19 protein-coding genes, 2 tRNA genes and 1 riboswitch are annotated in these 18680 nt (G+C 64.3%); of the genes, 14 read left to right on the top strand and 7 right to left on the bottom strand.

Annotated elements, in window-relative coordinates; translation table 11 throughout:
• Window positions 1–17: 17 nt before the first annotated feature.
• From IZU87_RS09215 to IZU87_RS09225, 3 genes are all read left to right on the top strand, one after another.
• Complete coding sequence (locus IZU87_RS09215) at window positions 18–926, top strand: LysR substrate-binding domain-containing protein (protein WP_043335040.1); 909 nt, start codon at window positions 18–20, stop codon at window positions 924–926.
• Window positions 927–1092: 166 nt separating this feature from the next.
• Window positions 1093–1917, top strand: a complete 825-nt coding sequence (locus IZU87_RS09220) for an alpha/beta fold hydrolase (RefSeq protein ID WP_349305175.1) — start codon at window positions 1093–1095, stop codon at window positions 1915–1917.
• Complete coding sequence (locus IZU87_RS09225) at window positions 1914–3182, top strand: MFS transporter (RefSeq protein WP_213114320.1); 1269 nt, start codon at window positions 1914–1916, stop codon at window positions 3180–3182. The genes IZU87_RS09220 and IZU87_RS09225 overlap by 4 nt, the downstream gene beginning before the upstream one ends.
• A 136-nt stretch (window positions 3183–3318) precedes the next feature.
• Here IZU87_RS09225 and IZU87_RS09230 read toward each other — a convergent pair whose 3' ends face one another.
• From IZU87_RS09230 to IZU87_RS09240, 3 genes are all read right to left on the bottom strand, one after another.
• Window positions 3319–4623, bottom strand: a complete 1305-nt coding sequence (locus IZU87_RS09230; RefSeq protein WP_249330510.1) for an ABC transporter substrate-binding protein — start codon at window positions 4621–4623, stop codon at window positions 3319–3321.
• A gap of 171 nt (window positions 4624–4794) precedes the next feature.
• A complete protein-coding gene (locus IZU87_RS09235; RefSeq protein ID WP_131431694.1) occupies window positions 4795–5562 on the bottom strand; it encodes an ABC transporter permease in 768 nt (255 codons plus the stop codon).
• Entirely contained in the window at window positions 5559–6311 is a 753-nt protein-coding gene (locus IZU87_RS09240) for an ABC transporter ATP-binding protein (RefSeq protein WP_200019406.1), read from the bottom strand. The genes IZU87_RS09235 and IZU87_RS09240 overlap by 4 nt, the downstream gene beginning before the upstream one ends.
• A 58-nt stretch (window positions 6312–6369) precedes the next feature.
• Window positions 6370–6483: riboswitch (TPP riboswitch) on the bottom strand.
• A gap of 177 nt (window positions 6484–6660) precedes the next feature.
• On the opposite strand from IZU87_RS09240, the gene IZU87_RS09245 reads away from it, so the two are divergent.
• The 3 genes from IZU87_RS09245 to IZU87_RS09255 all read left to right on the top strand — a co-directional run bounded on the left by IZU87_RS09245 (window position 6661) and on the right by IZU87_RS09255 (window position 10781).
• Window positions 6661–7626, top strand: coding sequence for a phosphotransferase family protein (locus IZU87_RS09245; protein WP_213114321.1), 966 nt, complete (start codon window positions 6661–6663; stop codon window positions 7624–7626).
• A 137-nt stretch (window positions 7627–7763) separates the two neighbouring features.
• Window positions 7764–9473, top strand: coding sequence for a potassium/proton antiporter (locus IZU87_RS09250; protein WP_131431696.1), 1710 nt, complete (start codon window positions 7764–7766; stop codon window positions 9471–9473).
• Window positions 9474–9656: 183 nt separating this feature from the next.
• The gene (locus IZU87_RS09255) at window positions 9657–10781 is read left to right on the top strand and encodes a GGDEF domain-containing protein (protein WP_213114322.1); all 1125 of its coding nucleotides are present in this window, start codon (window positions 9657–9659) and stop codon (window positions 10779–10781) included.
• 159 nt (window positions 10782–10940) lie between these two features.
• Here the strand turns inward: IZU87_RS09255 and IZU87_RS09260 are convergent, their stop codons facing one another.
• The 3 genes from IZU87_RS09260 to IZU87_RS09270 form a co-directional block, all read right to left on the bottom strand.
• Window positions 10941–12152, bottom strand: a complete 1212-nt coding sequence (locus tag IZU87_RS09260; protein WP_213114323.1) for a DEAD/DEAH box helicase — start codon at window positions 12150–12152, stop codon at window positions 10941–10943.
• Between the two features lie 222 nt (window positions 12153–12374).
• Window positions 12375–12465: transfer RNA gene (locus IZU87_RS09265), tRNA-Ser, on the bottom strand.
• Between the two features lie 219 nt (window positions 12466–12684).
• Window positions 12685–12775 (bottom strand) — tRNA-Ser (locus tag IZU87_RS09270).
• A gap of 254 nt (window positions 12776–13029) precedes the next feature.
• Between IZU87_RS09270 and IZU87_RS09275 the strand changes: the two genes are divergently transcribed.
• The 6 genes from IZU87_RS09275 (at window position 13030) to IZU87_RS09300 (ending at window position 16433) form a co-directional block, all read left to right on the top strand.
• On the top strand, window positions 13030–13698 hold the full coding sequence (locus IZU87_RS09275; protein WP_054557334.1) for a Bax inhibitor-1/YccA family protein: 669 nt from the start codon (window positions 13030–13032) through the stop codon (window positions 13696–13698).
• 127 nt (window positions 13699–13825) lie between these two features.
• Window positions 13826–14215, top strand: a complete 390-nt coding sequence (gene tusD, locus IZU87_RS09280) for a sulfurtransferase complex subunit TusD (protein WP_043335054.1) — start codon at window positions 13826–13828, stop codon at window positions 14213–14215.
• 55 nt (window positions 14216–14270) lie between these two features.
• Window positions 14271–14681 carry a sulfurtransferase complex subunit TusC gene (gene tusC, locus IZU87_RS09285; RefSeq protein ID WP_235507078.1) on the top strand — a complete coding sequence of 137 codons (411 nt, stop codon included), beginning with the start codon at window positions 14271–14273 and terminating at the stop codon, window positions 14679–14681.
• Between the two features lie 117 nt (window positions 14682–14798).
• A complete protein-coding gene (gene tusB, locus IZU87_RS09290; protein WP_043335056.1) occupies window positions 14799–15089 on the top strand; it encodes a sulfurtransferase complex subunit TusB in 291 nt (96 codons plus the stop codon).
• 56 nt (window positions 15090–15145) lie between these two features.
• Entirely contained in the window at window positions 15146–15499 is a 354-nt protein-coding gene (locus tag IZU87_RS09295) for a TusE/DsrC/DsvC family sulfur relay protein (RefSeq protein ID WP_043335059.1), read from the top strand.
• Between the two features lie 205 nt (window positions 15500–15704).
• Entirely contained in the window at window positions 15705–16433 is a 729-nt protein-coding gene (locus IZU87_RS09300) for a YebC/PmpR family DNA-binding transcriptional regulator (protein ID WP_054557332.1), read from the top strand.
• Window positions 16434–16600: 167 nt separating this feature from the next.
• Here IZU87_RS09300 and IZU87_RS09305 read toward each other — a convergent pair whose 3' ends face one another.
• Window positions 16601–17287 (bottom strand): DUF4396 domain-containing protein, encoded by a 687-nt coding sequence (locus IZU87_RS09305; protein WP_213114324.1) that lies wholly within the window; start codon window positions 17285–17287, stop codon window positions 16601–16603.
• A gap of 267 nt (window positions 17288–17554) precedes the next feature.
• Between IZU87_RS09305 and rloA3 the strand changes: the two genes are divergently transcribed.
• The gene (gene rloA3 / locus IZU87_RS09310) at window positions 17555–18151 is read left to right on the top strand and encodes a retropepsin-like aspartic peptidase RloA3 (RefSeq protein WP_052384744.1); all 597 of its coding nucleotides are present in this window, start codon (window positions 17555–17557) and stop codon (window positions 18149–18151) included.
• A 69-nt stretch (window positions 18152–18220) separates the two neighbouring features.
• Entirely contained in the window at window positions 18221–18616 is a 396-nt protein-coding gene (locus IZU87_RS09315; RefSeq protein ID WP_213114325.1) for a thiol-disulfide oxidoreductase DCC family protein, read from the top strand.
• The last annotated feature ends 64 nt before the right edge of the window (window positions 18617–18680 follow it).

Genomic DNA, 18680 nt, shown 5'->3' on the forward strand with positions numbered 1-18680 from the left:
ATACCGGAAAAACCGATATGCAGATCCACATCACGCTGCGCCAGTTGCAAGTGTTCGTGGCGGTGACCCGCCACGGCTCCGTCAGTGCCGCGGCGCGCGAGATCGGCCTGTCGCAATCGGCGGCGAGTCAGGGGCTATCCGAGCTTGAGCGTCATCTCGAGGTGCAGCTGTTCGAGCGTCTCGGCCGTCGCCTGGCCCTGAACGCCAATGGTCGCCGCCTGTTGGCGCGCGCCGAGCAATTGCTGGAACAGACCCACGCGCTGGAGCTGGAGGCGCGTGAGCCCGGCGTGGTGGATGGCAACCTGCGTGGTGAGCTGGAAATCGCCGCCAGTGCCACCATCGGCACCTGGTTGTTGCCGGGGCTGGCGGGGGCCTTCATGCGCGAACATCCGGGCACCGAGCTCAATCTGCGCCTGCGCAATACCCATCAGGTGGTGGAGGCGGTGCTCAACTATGACGCCGAGCTCGGCCTGATTGAGGGCGACTGTCATGCGCCGCGCCTGATGAGCCAGACCTGGCGCGAGGATGAGCTGGTAGTGGTGGCGCCGCCGAGCCATCCGCTGGCCGTGCGTGGCGTGGCGCTCAGCGACGAGGACCTCGCCACCGCCGACTGGATTCTGCGCGAGGGGGGCTCGGGCACGCGGGCGGTCTTCGAGCGTGCACTGCACGGGCGGATCGAGCGCCTCAAGGTGCGCATGGAGCTGGGCCAGCACGAAGCCATCAAGCAGGCCGTGTTCGCCGGGCTGGGGCTGGGGTGTCTGTCGCGGCTGTCAGTGGCGGCCGAGATCGCGCGTGGCGAGCTGGTGGTGCTGGCCACGCCCCAGCTCAACCTGAAGCGGCGCTTCTCGATGCTGTGGCACCCGGAGCGTTACCGCAGCCCGCTGTGGCAGGCGGTCAAGGTCTATCTGGAAGCCAGCCCGCGCTGAGCCGTCGAGGACGGAGCCGCCGCGCGCTTGATAGTTTGCTAACATAGGCGCTCCCCGCGAGCCGGCTGCCGCTGAGCCACGCCGCTGAGCCACGCCGCTGAGCCTGAGCTACTGCGCCTGAGCCACGGGGAGCGTAACGGTCTGTCTAGCGTCCATGGAGATGATGATGAGCACAACGGTCGAGCTTTATTACCACGAGAGCGATGCTCGTGATGGCGCCGAGGAACAGACAACGAGCCAGCAGGACGCGACGCCGCTGGTCATTCTTCACGGCCTGTTCGGCAGTGCCGACAACTGGCGTTCGCATATCAAGTCATGGTCGCGGACGCGCCGCGTGATCGCGGTGGATCTGCGCAACCACGGCCGCAGCCCGCACGTGGCCGGCATGAGCTACCCCGAGCAGGCCGCGGATGTCATCGCGCTGCTCGACCGCCTCGCCATCGAGCGCTGTGACCTGCTGGGCCACTCGATGGGCGGCAAGGTCGCCATGCAGGTCGCGCTCGAGGCGCCCGAGCGTCTGCGCAGCCTGTTGGTCGCCGATATCGCGCCGGTCGTCTATGGCCACGGGCATGACGATATCTTTGCCGCCTTCGAGGCGGTGCGTGACGCGCGCCCGGCCTCACGCAAGGAGGCCGACACGGTGATGGCGCAGCATGTCGATACCCCGGCCATTCGCCAGTTCCTCGCCACCAATCTGGTGCGTCTCGACGATGGCGCCATGGGCTGGCGCGTCGGGCTGGACCATATCGCGGCGGGCTACCCGCAGATCGTCGAGGCGCCGCACGGCCAGGGGCCGGTCGAGCTGCCGGCGCTGCTGCTGTGGGGCTCGCGCTCCAACTACGTGCAGGCCGAGGGCCTGGCGACGATGCGCGAACACTTCCCTGCGCTGGAAGATGACTCGCTGGAGGCCGGCCATTGGCTGCACGCCGAGCGTGCCAGCGAGTTCCAGCAGGCGGTGGTGACGTTCCTTGATCGCGTCGCACTCGCTTGAGTACGCCGAGCCGTCACTCCGAAAATTGTCAGCCGGCCGCGAGCGAGCGGGTCATCTCGCCGGTGACCACCCACGAGCGCCTGGTGGTGGCGCTGGTCACCCTGCTGCAGTTCGCCGTCATCATGGGCTTCACCATGGTGATGGCGCTGGGCCCCGACTTTGCCACCTCGCTGGGCATTCCGCTGGATCACCTTGGCTATATCGTCGGCAGTTATCCGCTGGCCGCCGCGGTGGGCACTCTGCTGTGGACGCGACACGCCGATCGCTTCGATCGCCGCTGGGCAGTGCTGGGCTTCCTGTTCGGCGCGGCGCTCTGTCACCTGATCGCCAGCTTCGCCACCGACTTCGAGACCCTGCTGGCGGCGCGCATGCTGGGCGGCCTGTTCGGCGGGCCGGCGGCGGCGACGGCGCTGGCCATCGTGATCGACGTGGTGCCGGGGGTACGCCGGGGGCGTGCCATGGGCCTGGTGATGGGCGCCTTCTCGGTGGCCTCGGTGCTGGGGCTGCCATTTGCGCTGTGGCTGTCGCAGGGCTTCGGCTGGCAGGCGCCATTTCGCGCCGTGGCGCTGTTGGCGCTGCTGGTGTGCGGGCTGCTGGCCTGGATACTGCCGCCTATCCGCGGCCATCTCGATAACCCCGAGACACGTCAGCGCAGCCGCAAGGGCACCACGATCCTGAACATCCTGGCCCAGCCCGACCATCGCCTGGGGCTGGCGCTGATCGCCACGGCGATGTTCAGCAACTTCCTGGTGATCCCCAACCTGGCAAGCTATCTGCTGTTCAATCTGGGCCTGCCGCGCGAGGATCTCGGCGGGCTCTACATGATCGGCGGCGGGCTGTCGCTGGTCGGCATGCAACTCACGGGGCGGCTGTGTGATCGCTATGGCTGTGTCTGGCCGGGCACCATCACCTGCTTGATGACGGCGCTGGTCGGCTGGGCCTTCCTGCTGCATTCGCCGGGACCGTCGCTGATCTGGATCGGCTTCGGCGCCTACATGCTGTTCTCGTCGGCGCGGCGTGTGACCCAGAATACGCTCAACAGCTTCATTCCCGCCGACCATGAGCGGGCAGCCTTCACCAGCACCCAGAGTGCCGTGCAGCATCTGAGTTCTGCCGCCGGCAGTTATGTGGGTGCCGGGCTGCTGGTCAGCACGCCGAGCGGCGCGCTGGAAGGCATGCCGCTGCTGGTCGCGGTGCTGATGATCGCGCTGGTGATCCAGCCGCTGCAGATCCTGTGGCTGTCGCGTCGCCTGGCACGCCGCTAGCGCTTGTCGAATAGGCACAAGACGGCGAGAGCGAGCCGGTCCTGAACCCAAAACGCCCTGTCGGAATCTCCGGCAGGGCGTTTTGCATGGGGCGCGCAAGTGCTCAGCGTTTCAAGAGCTCTGGGCGCTCAACGCCTCAGGGCGCGTTGACGTCGACGGCCAGATGGCTCAGCGACTGGCGCTTCTTGATCATGCCGCGCTCGAACAGGAAGTCCTCGAAGTCACGATAGCGGCCGGCATCCAGCGCGGCAGGACGCAGCGCGAAGCGCGGCAGGGTGGCGTACCAGGCTTCCTTGTTGAGCTCGGTATCCAGTGCCGGATCGGAGTCGCGGAACATCTCCCAGCCCTGGTCCGGGTGGTTGATGATCCAGGCAGTGGCTTCGCCGACGGCGGCGAGGAAGCCGGCGTACTGGGCCTGCTTGCGCTCGTAGCTGTCGCTGTTGGCGACGAAGATCAGCTCGTCATAGGTCGGCACGCCTTCTTCCTCGATGTAGAAGGCGCGGCCCTTGACGCCTTCCTGGGCCATCTGGACCAGCTCGAAGTTGCGGAAGGCGCCGGTGACGGCATCGACCTTGCGCGTCAGCAGTGACGGCGTCAGCGAGAAGTTGACGTTGGTCAGCGTGATGTCATCCAGCGTCAGGCCGCTGTGCTGCAGCATGGTGGAGAGCAGCACTTCCTCGACACCGCCGACCGAGTAGCCGACCCGCTTGCCCTTGAGGTCGGCGATCGACTGGATGTCGCTGTCGGCGCGCACCACCACCACATTCAGCGGCGTGGCGACCAGGGTGCCGATACGCACCAGCGGCAGGCCCTGATCGATCTGCAGGTGCAGCTGCGGCTGATAGCTGATGGCGATGTCGACGCGCTCGGCGGCGGCCAGCTTGGGCGGCACGCTCGGATCGGCGGGAGCGATCAGCTCGACATCAAGGCCGTGCTTCTTGAACAGGCCCAGCTCCTGCGCCAGCACCAGTGGGGCGTGGCCGGGGTTGGTGTACCAATCGAGCATGACCTTGAACTGCGTCAATGGCTGCTCGGCGGTAGCAGCGTCCTTGGCAGAGTCATTGGCAACGTCCTTCGAGTCAGCATCAGCGCTCTGTTCGTCGCTGGCGGCTGGCGAGGCATCCGCGGTCGGTTCAGCACCGTTCTTCGCCTGTTCGGCGGCGCCGGCGGTCGCTTCGACGGCTTCCTGGCTTGCCACCGGCGCGGAGGCGGCCGAGTCGCCGTTCACTCCGACTTCGGCCTGCTGAGCGACGATTTCCGGCGCTGACTGGGTGCTGGTGGCGGGTTCTGCGTCGGCGGCGTGGGCCGACATGGCGGTGGCTGGCAGGCTGCTCAGACACAGCGTGGTCAGCAGGGTGGCGAAGGCGGTGGACAGCAGTGAGGCTCGCGGTGAGCGTGTCGGCTGCGTTTTGCGCCGTGGCGCCGATGACGAAAGAGACATGGCGGAGTTCCTTGTGATCACAGGGTAGTGGTGCTGCCGTTCGTGGGCGGCAGTCGTCAGGCTCATGCAATTTGTGTCGAGCGTCGTTGCGTCTTTCGGTAACGCGATTTTGCGATCTTGCGGTCATGCGGTCATGCGGTCATGCAGTGTCTGCCCGGAGCCCTGAACGCCTCAGCTCAGGCGTGTCAGTCGGTCGCGGTGCCAGGGCATCAGGGCGCGCAGCAGCGCATCCAGCGAGAAATAGAGCAGCAGGGAGAAGGCGACCAGCACCAGCAGGGCGGCGAACATCAGGTCGATCTCCATGCGCGCGTTGGCGTTGAGCATCAGATAGCCCAGCCCCTGACTGGCACCGGCCCATTCCCCGATGACGGCGCCGATGGGGGCGGCGGTCGCGGCCATGCGAATGCCGGAGGCCAGTGCCGGCAGCGCGGCGGGCAACTGGATGTGGATCAGTCGGCGCCATGGACTGGCGCCCAGGGTATGGGCAAGATCCAGCCAGCCCTGCTGGGTCTGACGCAGGCCGTCGTAGCCGGTGGAGGCGACCGGGAAGTAGATGATCAGCGTCGCCATCACCACCTTGGACAGCATGTCATAGCCGAGCCACAGCACCAGTAGCGGCGCGATCGCGAACAGCGGTATCACCTGGCTGATCAGCAGCATCGGCAGCAGCGTGCGGCGCAGGCGGGGAATGAAGGCCAGCGCCAGCGCGGTGGCAAGGCCGAGCAGAATGCCCAGCACCAGCCCGGCCAGTATCTCGCTGATGGTGACGCCAGCGTGATGGGCCAGCAGCGGCGCCTTCTGGATCAGCACCTCGAGCACGGCCTGCGGCGTGGGCAGAATGTAGGGCGGTACGGCGGTGACGGCAATGATCAGCTGCCAAAGCCCCAGCAGGAGCAGCGCGCTGATGACGAGGTGACGCATGGCGTGCAGACGTTTCATGCGGCCTCCTCGCTATCACGCAGGCGGGCGATCAGTTGCGCCTGCGCCGGTGGCAGGGCCGGGTCATCCAGCGGCACCGGGCGTGCGGCGCCAAGCCCCGGCAGGCGTTCCAGCTCGGCGCCGTGGCCCGGGAGGCTCGACGGGCGCAGCACCAGCAGTTGATCGGCGAGGCGCAATGCCTCCAGCGGGTCATGGGTCACCATCAGGACGGTGCGGCCCTTGAGCAGGCGGCTGGCCAGATCGTGCAGCTCCAGACGGGTGATGGCATCCACCGCCGAGAACGGCTCGTCCATCATCACGACCGGCGCCTGCTGGTAGAGCGTGCGGGCGAGGGCGACGCGCTGGCGCTGACCGCCGGAGAGGGCGTCCGGCCAGGCCTGCTCACGGCCCTCAAGCCCGACCGCGGCCAGCAGTTCATGGGCAAGTTCGCGATTGCGCGGCCGCCGGCGCAGGTCATCGCCCAGCCACAGGTTGTCGATGACGCGCCGCCACGGCAGCAGCAGGTCCTGCTGCGCCATCCAGGCCACGCGGTCGGTCAGCGGCTGTCCGTCATCGGTGGCGAGGTCGAGCTGGTGGAGGTCTGACATCTCCAGACCGGCCAGCAGGCGCAGCAGCGAACTCTTGCCGCAGCCGGAGCGCCCCAGCAGTGCCGTCCAGCTACCGGCTTCCAGACGCGCGGAGATATCGCGGAACAGCGTGTGGCCGGCGTAATCGATTCGTGCGTTGTTGAGGGTGAGTCCCAGCGACACAGGCAATTCCGTGGTCAGGCGGCGTGCCGGCAGGAGGAAGCAGGTGACGCGCCGTGCAGGGCGCGCGTCGGGGATTCCCTCCGCCGGTATCAACCGGATCAGGTTCCAGGGGTTGTCGCGCGACGTATCGCTGCGGCTCTCAGCCCATCCTCGGGCACCCCCATCCAGGCCGACAGTGTAACGTCACTGTCTTGCCGGTGTCTTGTCCGACGCGGGTCAGGGGGCGGGTCAGGTGGGCGGGTCAGGTGGGCAGGGCAGAGGTGGCGTGCGAAACGGACTATGCCGATGTGCCACGCCTTGGGTATGCTGAGGATTACTGTAACAAGACGTGTAGCCCAAGGAGATCATCATGCCCGACACACCGGATCTCTCGACCTGTTCCAGTTATCCCGTTCCCCCACGGCGGCCGAGCACGGCTGAGGCCGTGGGCGAGCCGCGTCCCGTGCCCAGGGGCTGGCCCGAGGAGTCACTGACCCGACGGCTCTCGACCTATCTGGGCCAACCGCTCGAACCGCTGGCACTCGCCTGGCCGGATAGCGCCAACTGGCTATGGCGCCAGCGTGGCGGCACGCCCGGCCTCATCAAGCTGGCGCGCACCGGCCCAGACCATGACCCCTTCTGGCGCGCCATGCGCGGGGTCTTCGGCGCAGATCGCTGGGCGACGCCGGAGGGCCTGACGCGACTGGCGGGCGCCTTGCCCGCGCGTCTGCCGATTCCGCCACTGCCCCTGACCTTTCTGGGGCGTCTCGATGGCGCGCCCATCTGGCACCTGCCGTGGTCCAGCGGGCAGCCGAGTGATCTCAGCATCACCTTCTGTGAGCTGCTCGGCGACCAGCTCGGTCGCCTGCATCAGGATACGGTGTCGGGCTTCGGTCAGCCGCTGGCGCAGTCGATGCCGTTATTGCACTGGAATACCCGCGTCACGCGCTTTCTCGCCCATCACCCGCGTCGCGCGGAGCTTGGCACGCTGCTCAAGCGCACCTTCCCGGCACCGACTCGCGCGGTGTGGTGTCTGCCGGACATGCGCGCCGATCAATATCTGTGCGCCGCCACTGGCTGGGTATGGAGCGATTGGGAAGCGCTGGTGTGGGCGCCGATCGAGTTCGACTGGGCGCTGGTGGAGTTGCTGCTGGAAACGCCGGAGCAGCGTCAGGCCTTCATGAAGGGCTATTCGCGCCATGGGCGCATGATCGATCTCGATGGCCAGCGTGAGCTGTGTCGTGCGCTGTTGTGGGCGATGGAGGCCTTCGGTCCGCGGTCCTATGCTGAGCTTGCGGCAGCCCCTGCCTGGGTCTCGCCGCGCAGCCTGGCGTGAAATCCGCGTGCTGCACGCTGCAAGTACATGAAAGGTGTGAAATTTCTCTGCAGCCCCATCGCTAACATGGAATACTGTGGGTGAGTCGTCATGGACGTCACTCGAGATCTGATGTAGGGCTTGGCGGGGGAGCACTCGTGGTAGAGAACCTGAATTATTATTTCTTGCTGGCAGGCACGCTGATCGCCTTGAGCGTGTTGGCCAGCCGCGTCTCGGCGCGTCTTGGCATGCCGCTGCTACTGCTGTTCCTCGGCCTTGGCATGCTGGCGGGTGAAGATGGCGTACTGGGCATCCAGTTCGACGACGCCTCATCCGCTTACATGATCGGTAACCTGGCGCTGGCGCTCATCCTGCTCGATGGCGGCCTGCGCACGCGGCTGTCCACGTTTCGTGCTGGCCTGAAACCGGCACTGGTGCTGGCCACCGTCGGGGTCTTCATGACCAGCGGCCTGGTGGGCCTTCTGGCCATGTGGCTGTTTGATCTCACCCTGATCGAAGGCCTGCTGGTCGGGGCCATCGTCGGCTCCACCGATGCCGCGGCGGTCTTCTCGCTGCTGGGCGGTCAGGGCGTTCACCTCAATGAGCGTGTCGGTGCGACGCTGGAAATCGAGTCCGGCACCAACGACCCGATGGCGATCTTCCTGACCATCACGCTGGCCGAGATCCTGACCGGTCAGCTCTCCGGTGTCGCGTCGGGCATCATGAGCTTCCTGCTGCAGTTCGGTGTCGGCGCCGCCATGGGCATCGCCGGCGGCTGGCTGATCGCCCGTCTGATGCGCTATCTGGACCTCGCGCCCGGCCTCTATTCGCTGCTGGCACTGGCGCTGGGCCTGAGCCTGTTCGCCACCACCAACGAGATGGGCGGCAGCGGTTTCCTCGCCATCTATCTGTGCGGCCTGATGATCGGCAATCACCCCGGCCGGCATCTGGAGCACATCCTGCCGGTGCATGATGGTCTGGCGCATCTCTCGCAGATCGTGCTGTTCCTGATGCTGGGCCTTTTGGTTTCGCCCTCGACCATGCTGCAGTTCGCGCTGCCGGCCGCCATCCTCAGCGTGGCGCTGATTCTGGTGGTGCGCCCGCTGGCGGTCATCCTGTGTCTCAAGCCGTTCTTCCGCTTCCGCTGGCGCGAGCTGTGGTTCATAAGCTGGGTCGGGCTGCGAGGGGCGGTGCCGATCGTGCTGGCGATCTTCCCGGTGATCACCGGGGTCGAGAATGCCGGTCTCTACTTCAATGTCGCCTTCTTCGTGGTCATCATCTCGCTGCTGGTGCAGGGCTCGTCGCTGGCGCCGATGGCGCGCAAGCTGCGGGTGGTGGTGCCGCCGGGCGCACAGCCCAGTCGCCGCAATCTGCTCGGCATCATGCCGGTCAATGACTACGAAATGCTGGTCTATCGCGTCGACAACACGGCGCTGGAAGGCGTGGCGCTGCGCATGCTGCGCTTCCCGTCGGGGGCCAAGGTCGGGGCGCTGTTCCGCAACAAGGTGCTGATCCACCCCAAGGGCAGCACCTGTCTGCATCAGCAGGATGTGTTGTGCGTGGTGGGGCGCTCGTGTGATGTGCCGAGTCTCAACCGCATGTTCAATGGCGAGAGTCTTCAGCACGAGCAACGCGCCTTCTTCGGGACCTTCACGCTGGAAGGCGATGCCAACATGCAGGATATCGCCGATGTCTACGGCTTGACGCTCTCCCAGGGCGAGCACCACCTGACCATCGCCGAGTTCATCACCCGTCGAGTCGGTGGGGTGCCGGTGGTCGGCGACGATGTCGACTGGCATGGCATCCACTGGGTGGTGAACGAGGTGGAAGGCAATCGCATCACCAAGGTCGGCCTGCGACTGCACTGAGCCTGAATCTGTGTCAGGGCCTGAGCCTGCGCTTCACACACTACGACGCCCCCCATTGCACTGCGTGTAATGGGGGGGGCGTCGTGTTTGGACTCATCAATATCGTATTCTGTTGATGTCAGGCCAATTTGTCCGTGACAGCGCCTGGCCACCGATTGTGGCCAGCGACAAGGAGGTGACTACATGGCCAGCCCACATCCTCATCTCGCGGGCTTTCTGCGACGATTCGAGCAATTCCCGCCCGGGCTCACGGCGGATGAGAAGACCTTTCATGCCACCTTCAACATGGTCTACGTGCTGGCGGTCAGCTGCCATCTGCTCTACGCCATCCTGCTGCTGTGGCTGTGCGAGATGGGCATTCTGGCGCTGAATCTGGCGATGCTGATCGTCGATCTGGTCTGTCTGCAGCTGCACCGTGCTCGCCGTGAAGCCCTGGCGGCCACGCTGATGGCGCTGGGCACCTGCGCGCAGATCAGCTTCTCGTTGCGCTATTTCGGCTCTGAGGCCGGCTTCGACTACTTCTACTTCGGCGCCTTGCTGTGCATCTACTCGATCCGCATGTCGTTCATGCGGCGCGTTATGCTGTGCGCCGCCTGCCTGAGCATGCCGCTGCTGGCCTACATCATCCTGATGTTGGAAGGGCCGACCAATCCGCTGCCCGCCGGCTGGATGCTGGCATTTCGCATCATCAATCTGGGCGTCTTGACCATCTTCTTCACGCTGGTGCTGGTGCAGATGGGCTGGTCGGTGGAGCGCCTGCAGCAGCGTTTCGAGACGGGAGGGCGCTTCGATGCACTGACCGGCGCCCTGAGTCGCGCCGAGCTGGTCGACAGCGGGCGTGGCATGTTGATCAATAACGGGGCGCTGAGCGTGATGATGGTGGATGTCGACCATCTGGCGCTGATCAACGAGACCTGGGGTCGCCAGGCCGGCGATCAGGTGCTCAAGGAGCTGGTGCGGCGCATGCGCAGCATCCTGCGCGGGGAGGACCTGGTCGGGCGCTATGGCGGCGAGGAGTTCGTGCTGTTGTGCCCGGGGCTGCATGGCGAGCGCGTCGATCAGGTGGCAGAGCGCCTGTGCAAGGGCGCCTCGGCGTTGCCGTTCGTCATCAATGACGGCCTCAACAGTCTGGATGTCAATCTGTCGATCGGTGTCGCCCAGCGTCAGTCCGGCGACAAGGACCTGGAAGGCCTGATCGCCAAGGCTGACGTCAATCTGTTCCGCGCCAAGCAGGACGGCGGCAATGGCTTCGTCAGTGACACCCAGCTGGGCCCCGTGGGTGGGCCGGGCATCGCAGCCATCAATTGAGCGCAATTCACTGCGCGCAGAGTTTTGTGCACAGAGGTTTGCGTATAGAGATTTGCGAACAAAGCTTGGTATACAACCCGGCACGCCCCCGGAGAATGACATTCATGTCTCCGGGGGCGTGCGTGTGTCAGGGCGTCATCAGGCTTGCCCTGAGAAGAGTCAGCGGCGGTTGGGCTGGCGACGACGGCCCTTGTTTGCGGACTTGGGGGCGTAGTCGCTGTTCGAGGCCGGTACCGCGAGCTTGGGCACAAAGCCTTCCACGACTTCGCGCGTCACGAAATAGCCCAGGTGCTGCTCGATGGCGCACAGGTTGCGGAAGTCATCACGCGAGACCAGCGAGATGGCTTCGCCGCTGGCCCCGGCACGACCGGTACGCCCGATGCGGTGGACATAATCCTCGGCGGCGTCCGGCAGGTCATAGTTGACCACGCGCTGCAGGTCATCGATGTCGATGCCCCGCGCGGCAACGCCGGTGGCCACGAGATACTTGATGGTGCCGGCCTTGAAGTTGGCCAGCAGCTGCTCGCGCATTGCCTGGCTGCGACCGCTGTGGAAGGACTCGGCGGTGATGTCACGCTTCTCCAGCTGACTGACCAGCTTGGCGGCGCCACGCTTGGTCTCGATGAAGATCAGCGCCTGCTGCCACTGCTTCTCGTGAATCAGATGGCTCAGAAGGGCAGACTTGAACTCCTTGTCGACCGTGATCAGATACTGGCTGATATCCGGCGCGGTGACGTTCTCCGGTGCGACCATGATCTCGACGGCGTCCGTCACTGCGGTCTTGGCGAGCACGCGCACCTGGGCCGAGAGCGTGGCCGAGAACAGCAGGTTCTGGCGCTCCCTGGGCAGCTTCTCGACGATCTTGTTGATGTCGGCGATGAAGCCCATGTCGAGCATGCGGTCCGCTTCGTCGATGACGAGGGTGCGTGTCTCGTCGAGATGGATCGCGCGGCGAGTCAGCATGTCCAGCAGGCGGCCGGGCGTCGCCACCAGAATGTCCACGCCCTCGATCAGGCGCTGCTGCTGTGGTTCGATCTCCACGCCGCCATACATCGCCATGGAGCTGACTTCCAGATACCTGGAGTAGTGCTGGATGTTGTCTTCGACCTGGATCGCCAGCTCCCGCGTCGGCGTCAGGATGACGGCATGTACGCGCTTGGCGCGTACCTTGGGCGCCTGCTGCAGGGTCTGCAGGATGGGCAGCACGAAGCTTGCCGTCTTGCCGGTACCCGTCTGGGCGGCGGCGATCAGGTTGTCACCGGCCAGCACGACGGGGATCGCCTTCTCCTGGATGGGAGTCGGGGTCTGGTAGCCTTGCTCGGTGACGGCCTTGACGATGGAATCGCTCAAACCAAGGGCAGAAAATGGCATGGTGTCTCGACTTGTCTAAAGGGGGGGGGGCAAGCGCACATTCTGCGGCAAGGAATGTCTGGCGCAGTGATGCTCACTGTAGCCGAAAGCCCGCTGACGGCCCGGCGCATCATTGGCCATCGCTGCTCAGGCCGGGTAGCGAAGTGGCGGCGATGGGCGCTGCGCGGCAACAATGAAAAAGCCCCGCCTACCTGAAGTAGACGGGGCTTTCGGAATTCAAGGTGGTGGAGGGACAGGGATTCGAACCCTGGGTAGGCTATTAACCTACGCCGGTTTTCAAGACCGGTGCATTCAACCGCTCTGCCATCCCTCCGACTCACGGAGCGAAATACTACCGAACCTGATGAGAATAGCAAGGGGTAGGCGAAGAAAAATCTTCGGAAAAGCCATCGCGGACAATCACTTGCAGCAGGATGGCGCCGGGGTGAGGCCGCCGGAGCCGCCTGCTGGCACCAGACCATGAATCAGGTCATATGTCAGGCCACGAAAAAGCCCCGCCTACCTGAAGTAGACGGGGCTTTCGGAATCAAGGTGGTGGAGGGACAGGGATTCGAACCCTGGGTAGGCTATTAACCTACGCCGGTTTTCAAGACCGGTGCATTCAACCGCTCTGCCATCCCTCCGACTCACGGGATGAAATACTACGGATTTTTCAGTCAGGGTCAAGGGCTTAGCGTAAATTTCCTTGTCGTTCAGATGCTTGAAAGGTCGCACATGCCACAATGGCTGCGGAGACTGACGATGTCGTTGCCTTGCACGCGCCGGATGGTTGCCTCAATAGGGCTTTTCATCGTTCTGTCTCTTGATTAGGCAAACCCCTGAGGGCATGCTGGGGTCAAATCGATGAATCCATCGTAGCAACCTGAGGATAGACACCATGGCTAACAGCTCCTGGCAGGTCTCGCAGGATACCGCGAGCCGCTCGCTCAGTACTCACAAGGTACTGCGCAACACTTACATGATGCTGGCAATGACGCTGCTGTTCTCCGCGCTGACCGCTGGCGTGGCGATGAGCATGGGCGTCGGCCGCATGAACATCTTCGTGCTGCTGATCGGTGCCTACGGCCTGATGTTCCTGGTCCACAAGACCGCGAACTCCACCGCCGGCATCTTCGCGACCTTCGCCTTCACCGGCTTCATGGGCTTCACGCTCGGCCCGGTACTGAATGCCTACCTGAGCCTGCCCAACGGTGGCCAGCTGGTGATGACCGCGCTCGGCATGACCGGCATCACCTTCGCCGGCCTGTCCGCGGTGGCACTGGTGACGCGCAAGGACTTCTCGTTCCTGGGCAACTTCCTGTTCGCCGGCGCCATCGTGCTGATTCTGGCGATGCTGGCAGCGATGATCTTCAACATCAGCGGCCTGGCACTGGCTGTCTCCGCCGGCTTCGTGCTGTTCGCCTCCGCGGCGATCCTGTTCGAGACCAGCCAGATCATCCACGGCGGGCAGACCAACTACCTGCTGGCGACGGTGAGCCTGTACGTCTCCATCTACAACATGTTCGTCAGCCTGCTGGCCCTGCTGGGCTTCGCTTCCGACGATTGATCGTCAAGCGAAGGGACATGAGACCTGCAAACGACCCCGCCTCGGCGGGGTCGTTTGCGTTCGGGTGTCAGGTGGCGTGACTCGCGCTAGAATGGCGCCCATTCATGAGCAGTCACACGAGGTTCGCATGCGTTATGCTCTGGCCGTCTACGGCGGCCCCTACAGCCAGCAGGCCAGCCATTCGGCGCTGCGCTTTGCCGACGCCCTGCTGGCGCGCGGCCATCAGTTGACCACGGTGTTCTTCTATCACGATGGCGTCTACAACGCCGCCAACATGATGGCGCCGCCCCAGGACGAGCCGCATCTGCGCGATCGCTGGCTGTCACTTGCCGAGAATCACGCCACCCGCCTGCAGGTGTGTGTCGCGGCGGGGCTGAGACGCGGCATGCTCGATGAGCGCGAAGCGGCGCGGCATGGCAAGCAGGGGCATACCCTCGAGGCGCCGTTCGAGCTGACGGGGCTGGGCCAGCTGGTCGAGGCGACGCTGGACAATGACCACCTGATCACCTTTGCATGACGTCATTTCTTGTCGTCACTGATGATGATGTCACTTATCGAATGAGGAGCAGGCCATGAGCGATGTGATGACGGCAGCCCCGGCAGGCGATGACGCCGGGATAGCCGCTGGTGATCTGCTGGTCATGCTGCGCCATGGCCCGCATGGCAGCAGCTGGCTGCGCGAGGGACTTGAGGCGGCGATGGTCGCGGCGGCCTTCGGGCGCGAGGTCGGGCTGCTGTTCACCGGCGATGGCGTGATGGCGCTGCTGGAAGGGCAGCAGGTCGGGCCGCTGGGACAGAAGGGCAGTGACAACCTGCTGGCGGCGCTTGAGATGTATGACGTCGAGCGCTGCTACGTCGATGCGGCGGCGCTGCGCGCACGGGGCCTGACAGCGCAGGATGTCACGCTGTTGCCGGTCACGCTGCTCGAGCACGACGAGGTGGTCGCGCTGACAACCGCGTTCTCGCGCGTGCTGAGCTTCTGACACGTCACTGCCGCCAACGCTGGCGACTGATATGCTCGCATCAGTTTCCTGATGCCATGTCATTGATATTGATTGATGGCCAGTGGCAGTCCCAGCTTCCCTTGCCTGGATAATTGCATGAATCTACATCTACTCAATCGTTCGCCATTCTCCAGCCGCATCCATGATGATGTGCTCAATGCCATGGGTCCGGAAGATCAGCTGTTGTTGATCGAGGATGGCGTCAATGGCGCCCTCGACAACGCCGAGCAGCACCTTGCCGGGCTTGAGGGGCGGCTGTTCGCGTTGCGCGAAGACCTCGAGTCCCGCGGCCTGCTGGGGCGCTGCGCGGAGAACGTCATCGTGGTCGACGTCGACGGTTTCGTCGCCCTGACCGAGGCCGCCGACAAGACCGTCAGCTGGTTCTGAGGCGCCAGACGCTTCTCCCTTTCAATTTTCATGCAAGACAGTGAATCAGGATCTGTATGGCCAGTAGTGAAGCGGTGCGCACACTGACGCTTGATGGGCGTGATATCGGACTGGATGCGGAAGGTTATCTGGTCGATCTGGATGACTGGAGCCCGGCGCTGGCGGAAATGCTGGCCGCCGAGGAGGGGCGTGAACTGACGCCGGAGCACTGGGAGGTGATCGAGGTGTTGCGCGACTTCTATCAGCGCTTCTCGCTCTCGCCGGCCATGCGCCCGCTGAGCAAGGCGATGACCCAGCGGTTTGGCCCCGACAAGGGCCGCTCGCTGCATCTGATGCGGCTGTTCCCGGACAGCCCGCCCAAGGTGGGCGCGCGCATCGCCGGGCTGCCCAAGCCGACCAACTGTCTGTGACGGTCAGCCGCATGCATGAGTCACCTTGCCCGTCGTGGTGCGCTGCGCTCAACGCGCAAGACCCGGCAGGGATGGCGACGTACGGCGTTGTCTGCGTTACTATTCGTCACAGCGTTGCGGTGTCGGCCAGGAGGCCGATGCTGCTTCAGGTCCCGCGACATGGTCGCAAGGGCATTTGAATTCAGGCGGACAAGAGTCGACTTGCATGGGAAGAGCATTCCAGAACCGTAAAGAATCAATGGCGCGTACCTCTCTCAACAAGGCACGCGTGTATTCACGTTACGGGCGCGAGATTTACGTCTCGGCCAAGAGCGGTGGCCTCGACCCCAACGGCAACCTGAGCCTGCGTCGTCTCATCGAGAAGGCCAAGAAGGACCAGGTGCCGACTCACGTCATCGACAAGGCGATCGACAAGGCCAAGGGCACCGGCGGCGAAGACTTCGCTCTGGCGCGCTATGAAGGCTTTGGCCCGGGCAACGTCATGGTCATCGTTGATTGTCTGACCGACAACAACAACCGCACCTTCGGCGAAGTCCGCACCTGCTTCAACAAGGGCAAGGGCAAGCTGGGCGCGCAGGGTTCGGTGTCGCACATGTTCGACCACCGCGCCATCCTGGCTTTCAAGGGCGCGGAAGAGGACGAGGAAAAGGTCCTGGAAGCGCTGATGGAAGCCGACGTCGATGTCAGTGACATCGAGCTCGACGAAGGCATCATCACGGTTCTCGCGCCGACGACCGAGTACTTCAAGGCCAAGGGTGCGCTGACCGACATCTACGGTGAAGACCTCGACTTCGAAGTCGATGAGATCAGCTTCATTCCGCAGATCCATACCGAAGTCGGCGGCGATGACGCCGAGCTGCTCAACAAGATGCTCGAGCTGCTTGACGATTGTGAAGACGTGCAGCAGGTCTATCACAACGGCGAGTTCGTCTAGGCCAGCGTCTTGAACGTGATGCGACTGACGGCTTCACGCTGACTGGGATGCGAATGACAGTGTGAAAGGGTCAGTCAGAGAAAAGCCCCGTCGGCATGCCGACGGGGCTTTTTCATGTCTCAACCCTCAATACTCAACACTCTGCGCGCCTCAGCAGTGCGCGCGCTTCAGCAGTGTGCATGGTGCTGCGCTTGCGGGTCCGTCTCGCGTGGGTCCGCCATGCCCCCCTTGACGCCGTGTTTCACCAGCCAGACGTTGACGGGCCAGGCGGCGAGCAGCCCCAGACTCAGGGAAATGATCAGCGAGTTCCAGAACAGCGGCTGATGCATGCCGGCGCCGCCCGCAAGCCAGAGGTCCACGGAAATCGCCACCAATTCCATCACCACGATGGAGGCCGTCTCGCTCTTGAAGGCATCACGAATTACCTGCGGCTTGTCATCACTGCCGCCCTGCAGCATCGGGCCGACCGTCAGCAGGAAGCCGAACAGATAAGCGAAGAGGAAGGTGATGATCGCGGTGGAGATATTGCCCATGGCCAACAGGCCCACCGCCAGGCTGACGCCGACGAATTCCCCCAGTCCGCAGCCTGAATAGCAGTGCGCGACGCTTCTCAGCCCCTTGCGGGCATCACCGTTGGCGGCGATCTGGCGACGACCGGCAAAGCGATAGACCAGCAGGCCCACGACGCCGGAGTAGAGCGTGGTCAGACCCCACACCCACTTCATCATCGGGGCCAGGTGAGCATTCTTCGTGGTCAGGTCACGCACGACCCAGATCAGCGCCGGTACCATCAGCAACAGCCAGCACAGCAGCAGGCTCCAGTGGGAAAGTGACTCACGTAATAGATCTTGCATGGTGACCTCCTGCCGAGTGGATGTCGCAGATGGCCGTGCGCCGATAGCAATACGCTGATGACGCGGCCCTCCTTGATAGCTGGTGGGGGCAGCGCGCCATATCAAGGGTGGCCTGTCATCGCCTGCTCGCAACCGGCCGTTGCTTTCGCCTGACAGGGTGACAGGCGAGGGTGTGTTCTCACGCCTTGTTAACCTTGCCGCAAGCCTCCATGGTGAAGGATGTCGGGCATTGCCCTTGCAATGTCGCCACTTTTCCCAGGAGTCACCATGTCGAGACACGCTGCTACATCCCTTGCGCGCGCCGCCCGTCAATTCGCCGGTGTCGGCTTGATTGCCTCGCTCGCTGCGCCAGCCGTGGCCCAGGCGGCAGACGACAAGGTCTTCGGCTGGGTGGAAAAGGCGACCATCGAGCCGTGGGGCGTGATGGTGAAAGCCAAGCTGGATAGCGGCGCGCTGACCTCCTCGATGCATGCCGAGAATATCGAGACCTTCGAGCGTGATGACGAGGAATGGGTGCGTTTCGATGTGGAAGTCGAGGACGAAGCCAAGGGTGACAAGGTCGAGAACACCTTCGAGCGCCCCCTGTATCGCGACCTGACGGTGTCCGGTGCAGGCGGACGCGATACGCGCCCGGTGGTGCTGATGACGCTGTGCATGGGCGGTGAGCGCTACGAGGAGCAGTTCAGTCTGCGCGATCGTGATGGCATGAATTACCCGGTGCTGCTGGGGCGCCGCACCATCCAGAGCCTGGGGGTACTCGATGTGCGCAAGACCTTCCAGACCAGCCCGGACTGTGCCGAGGACGCGCCGCTGCATCGCTATGAAGACAAGGAGTATTCCGACCGCATCGGCGCGGCGTCCTGATCTGATGTCGCTCTGAACGCTCATTGAGGAGCGCGTACCGCGCACATTCATCACAAGAGGGAGGCCAGCATGTCGGGTACCGCCAGCCAGCAACCTCAACGTGACGGTTTGCCACTCATCAGGATCTACTACGACGCGCGCTGCCCGGTGTGTCGTCGTGAACGCGCCCGCTACGAGCGGCTGTCGCGCCAAGACGCCAACGTCGAGTGGTGGGATGCGACGGATAACGCCGAGCATCTCGCCGCGCGCGGCATCGGCCTTAAGCAGGCATTGCTGTCGTTGCATGTCGAGACAGCGCAAGGGCAGATCTGTGAGGGCATGCCGGCGTACCGCCTGCTGCTTGCGCGCATCCCCGGTCTTGCCTGGCTGGGGTGGCTGATCACGCGGCCGCTGATCGAACCGGCGCTGACGCGAGTCTACGATGCCTGGGTGCGTCGTCGGCTATGTCGGGACGGCAGGCTGTGAGTGCTGGCGAGCCCGACGCAGCCCGCTGGAACCCCCGTTGCAAGCCCTGCTGGTTCATCATGCT

This window comes from Cobetia sp. MC34, from assembly GCF_018340035.1.
GTDB lineage: Bacteria > Pseudomonadota > Gammaproteobacteria > Pseudomonadales > Halomonadaceae > Cobetia > Cobetia amphilecti.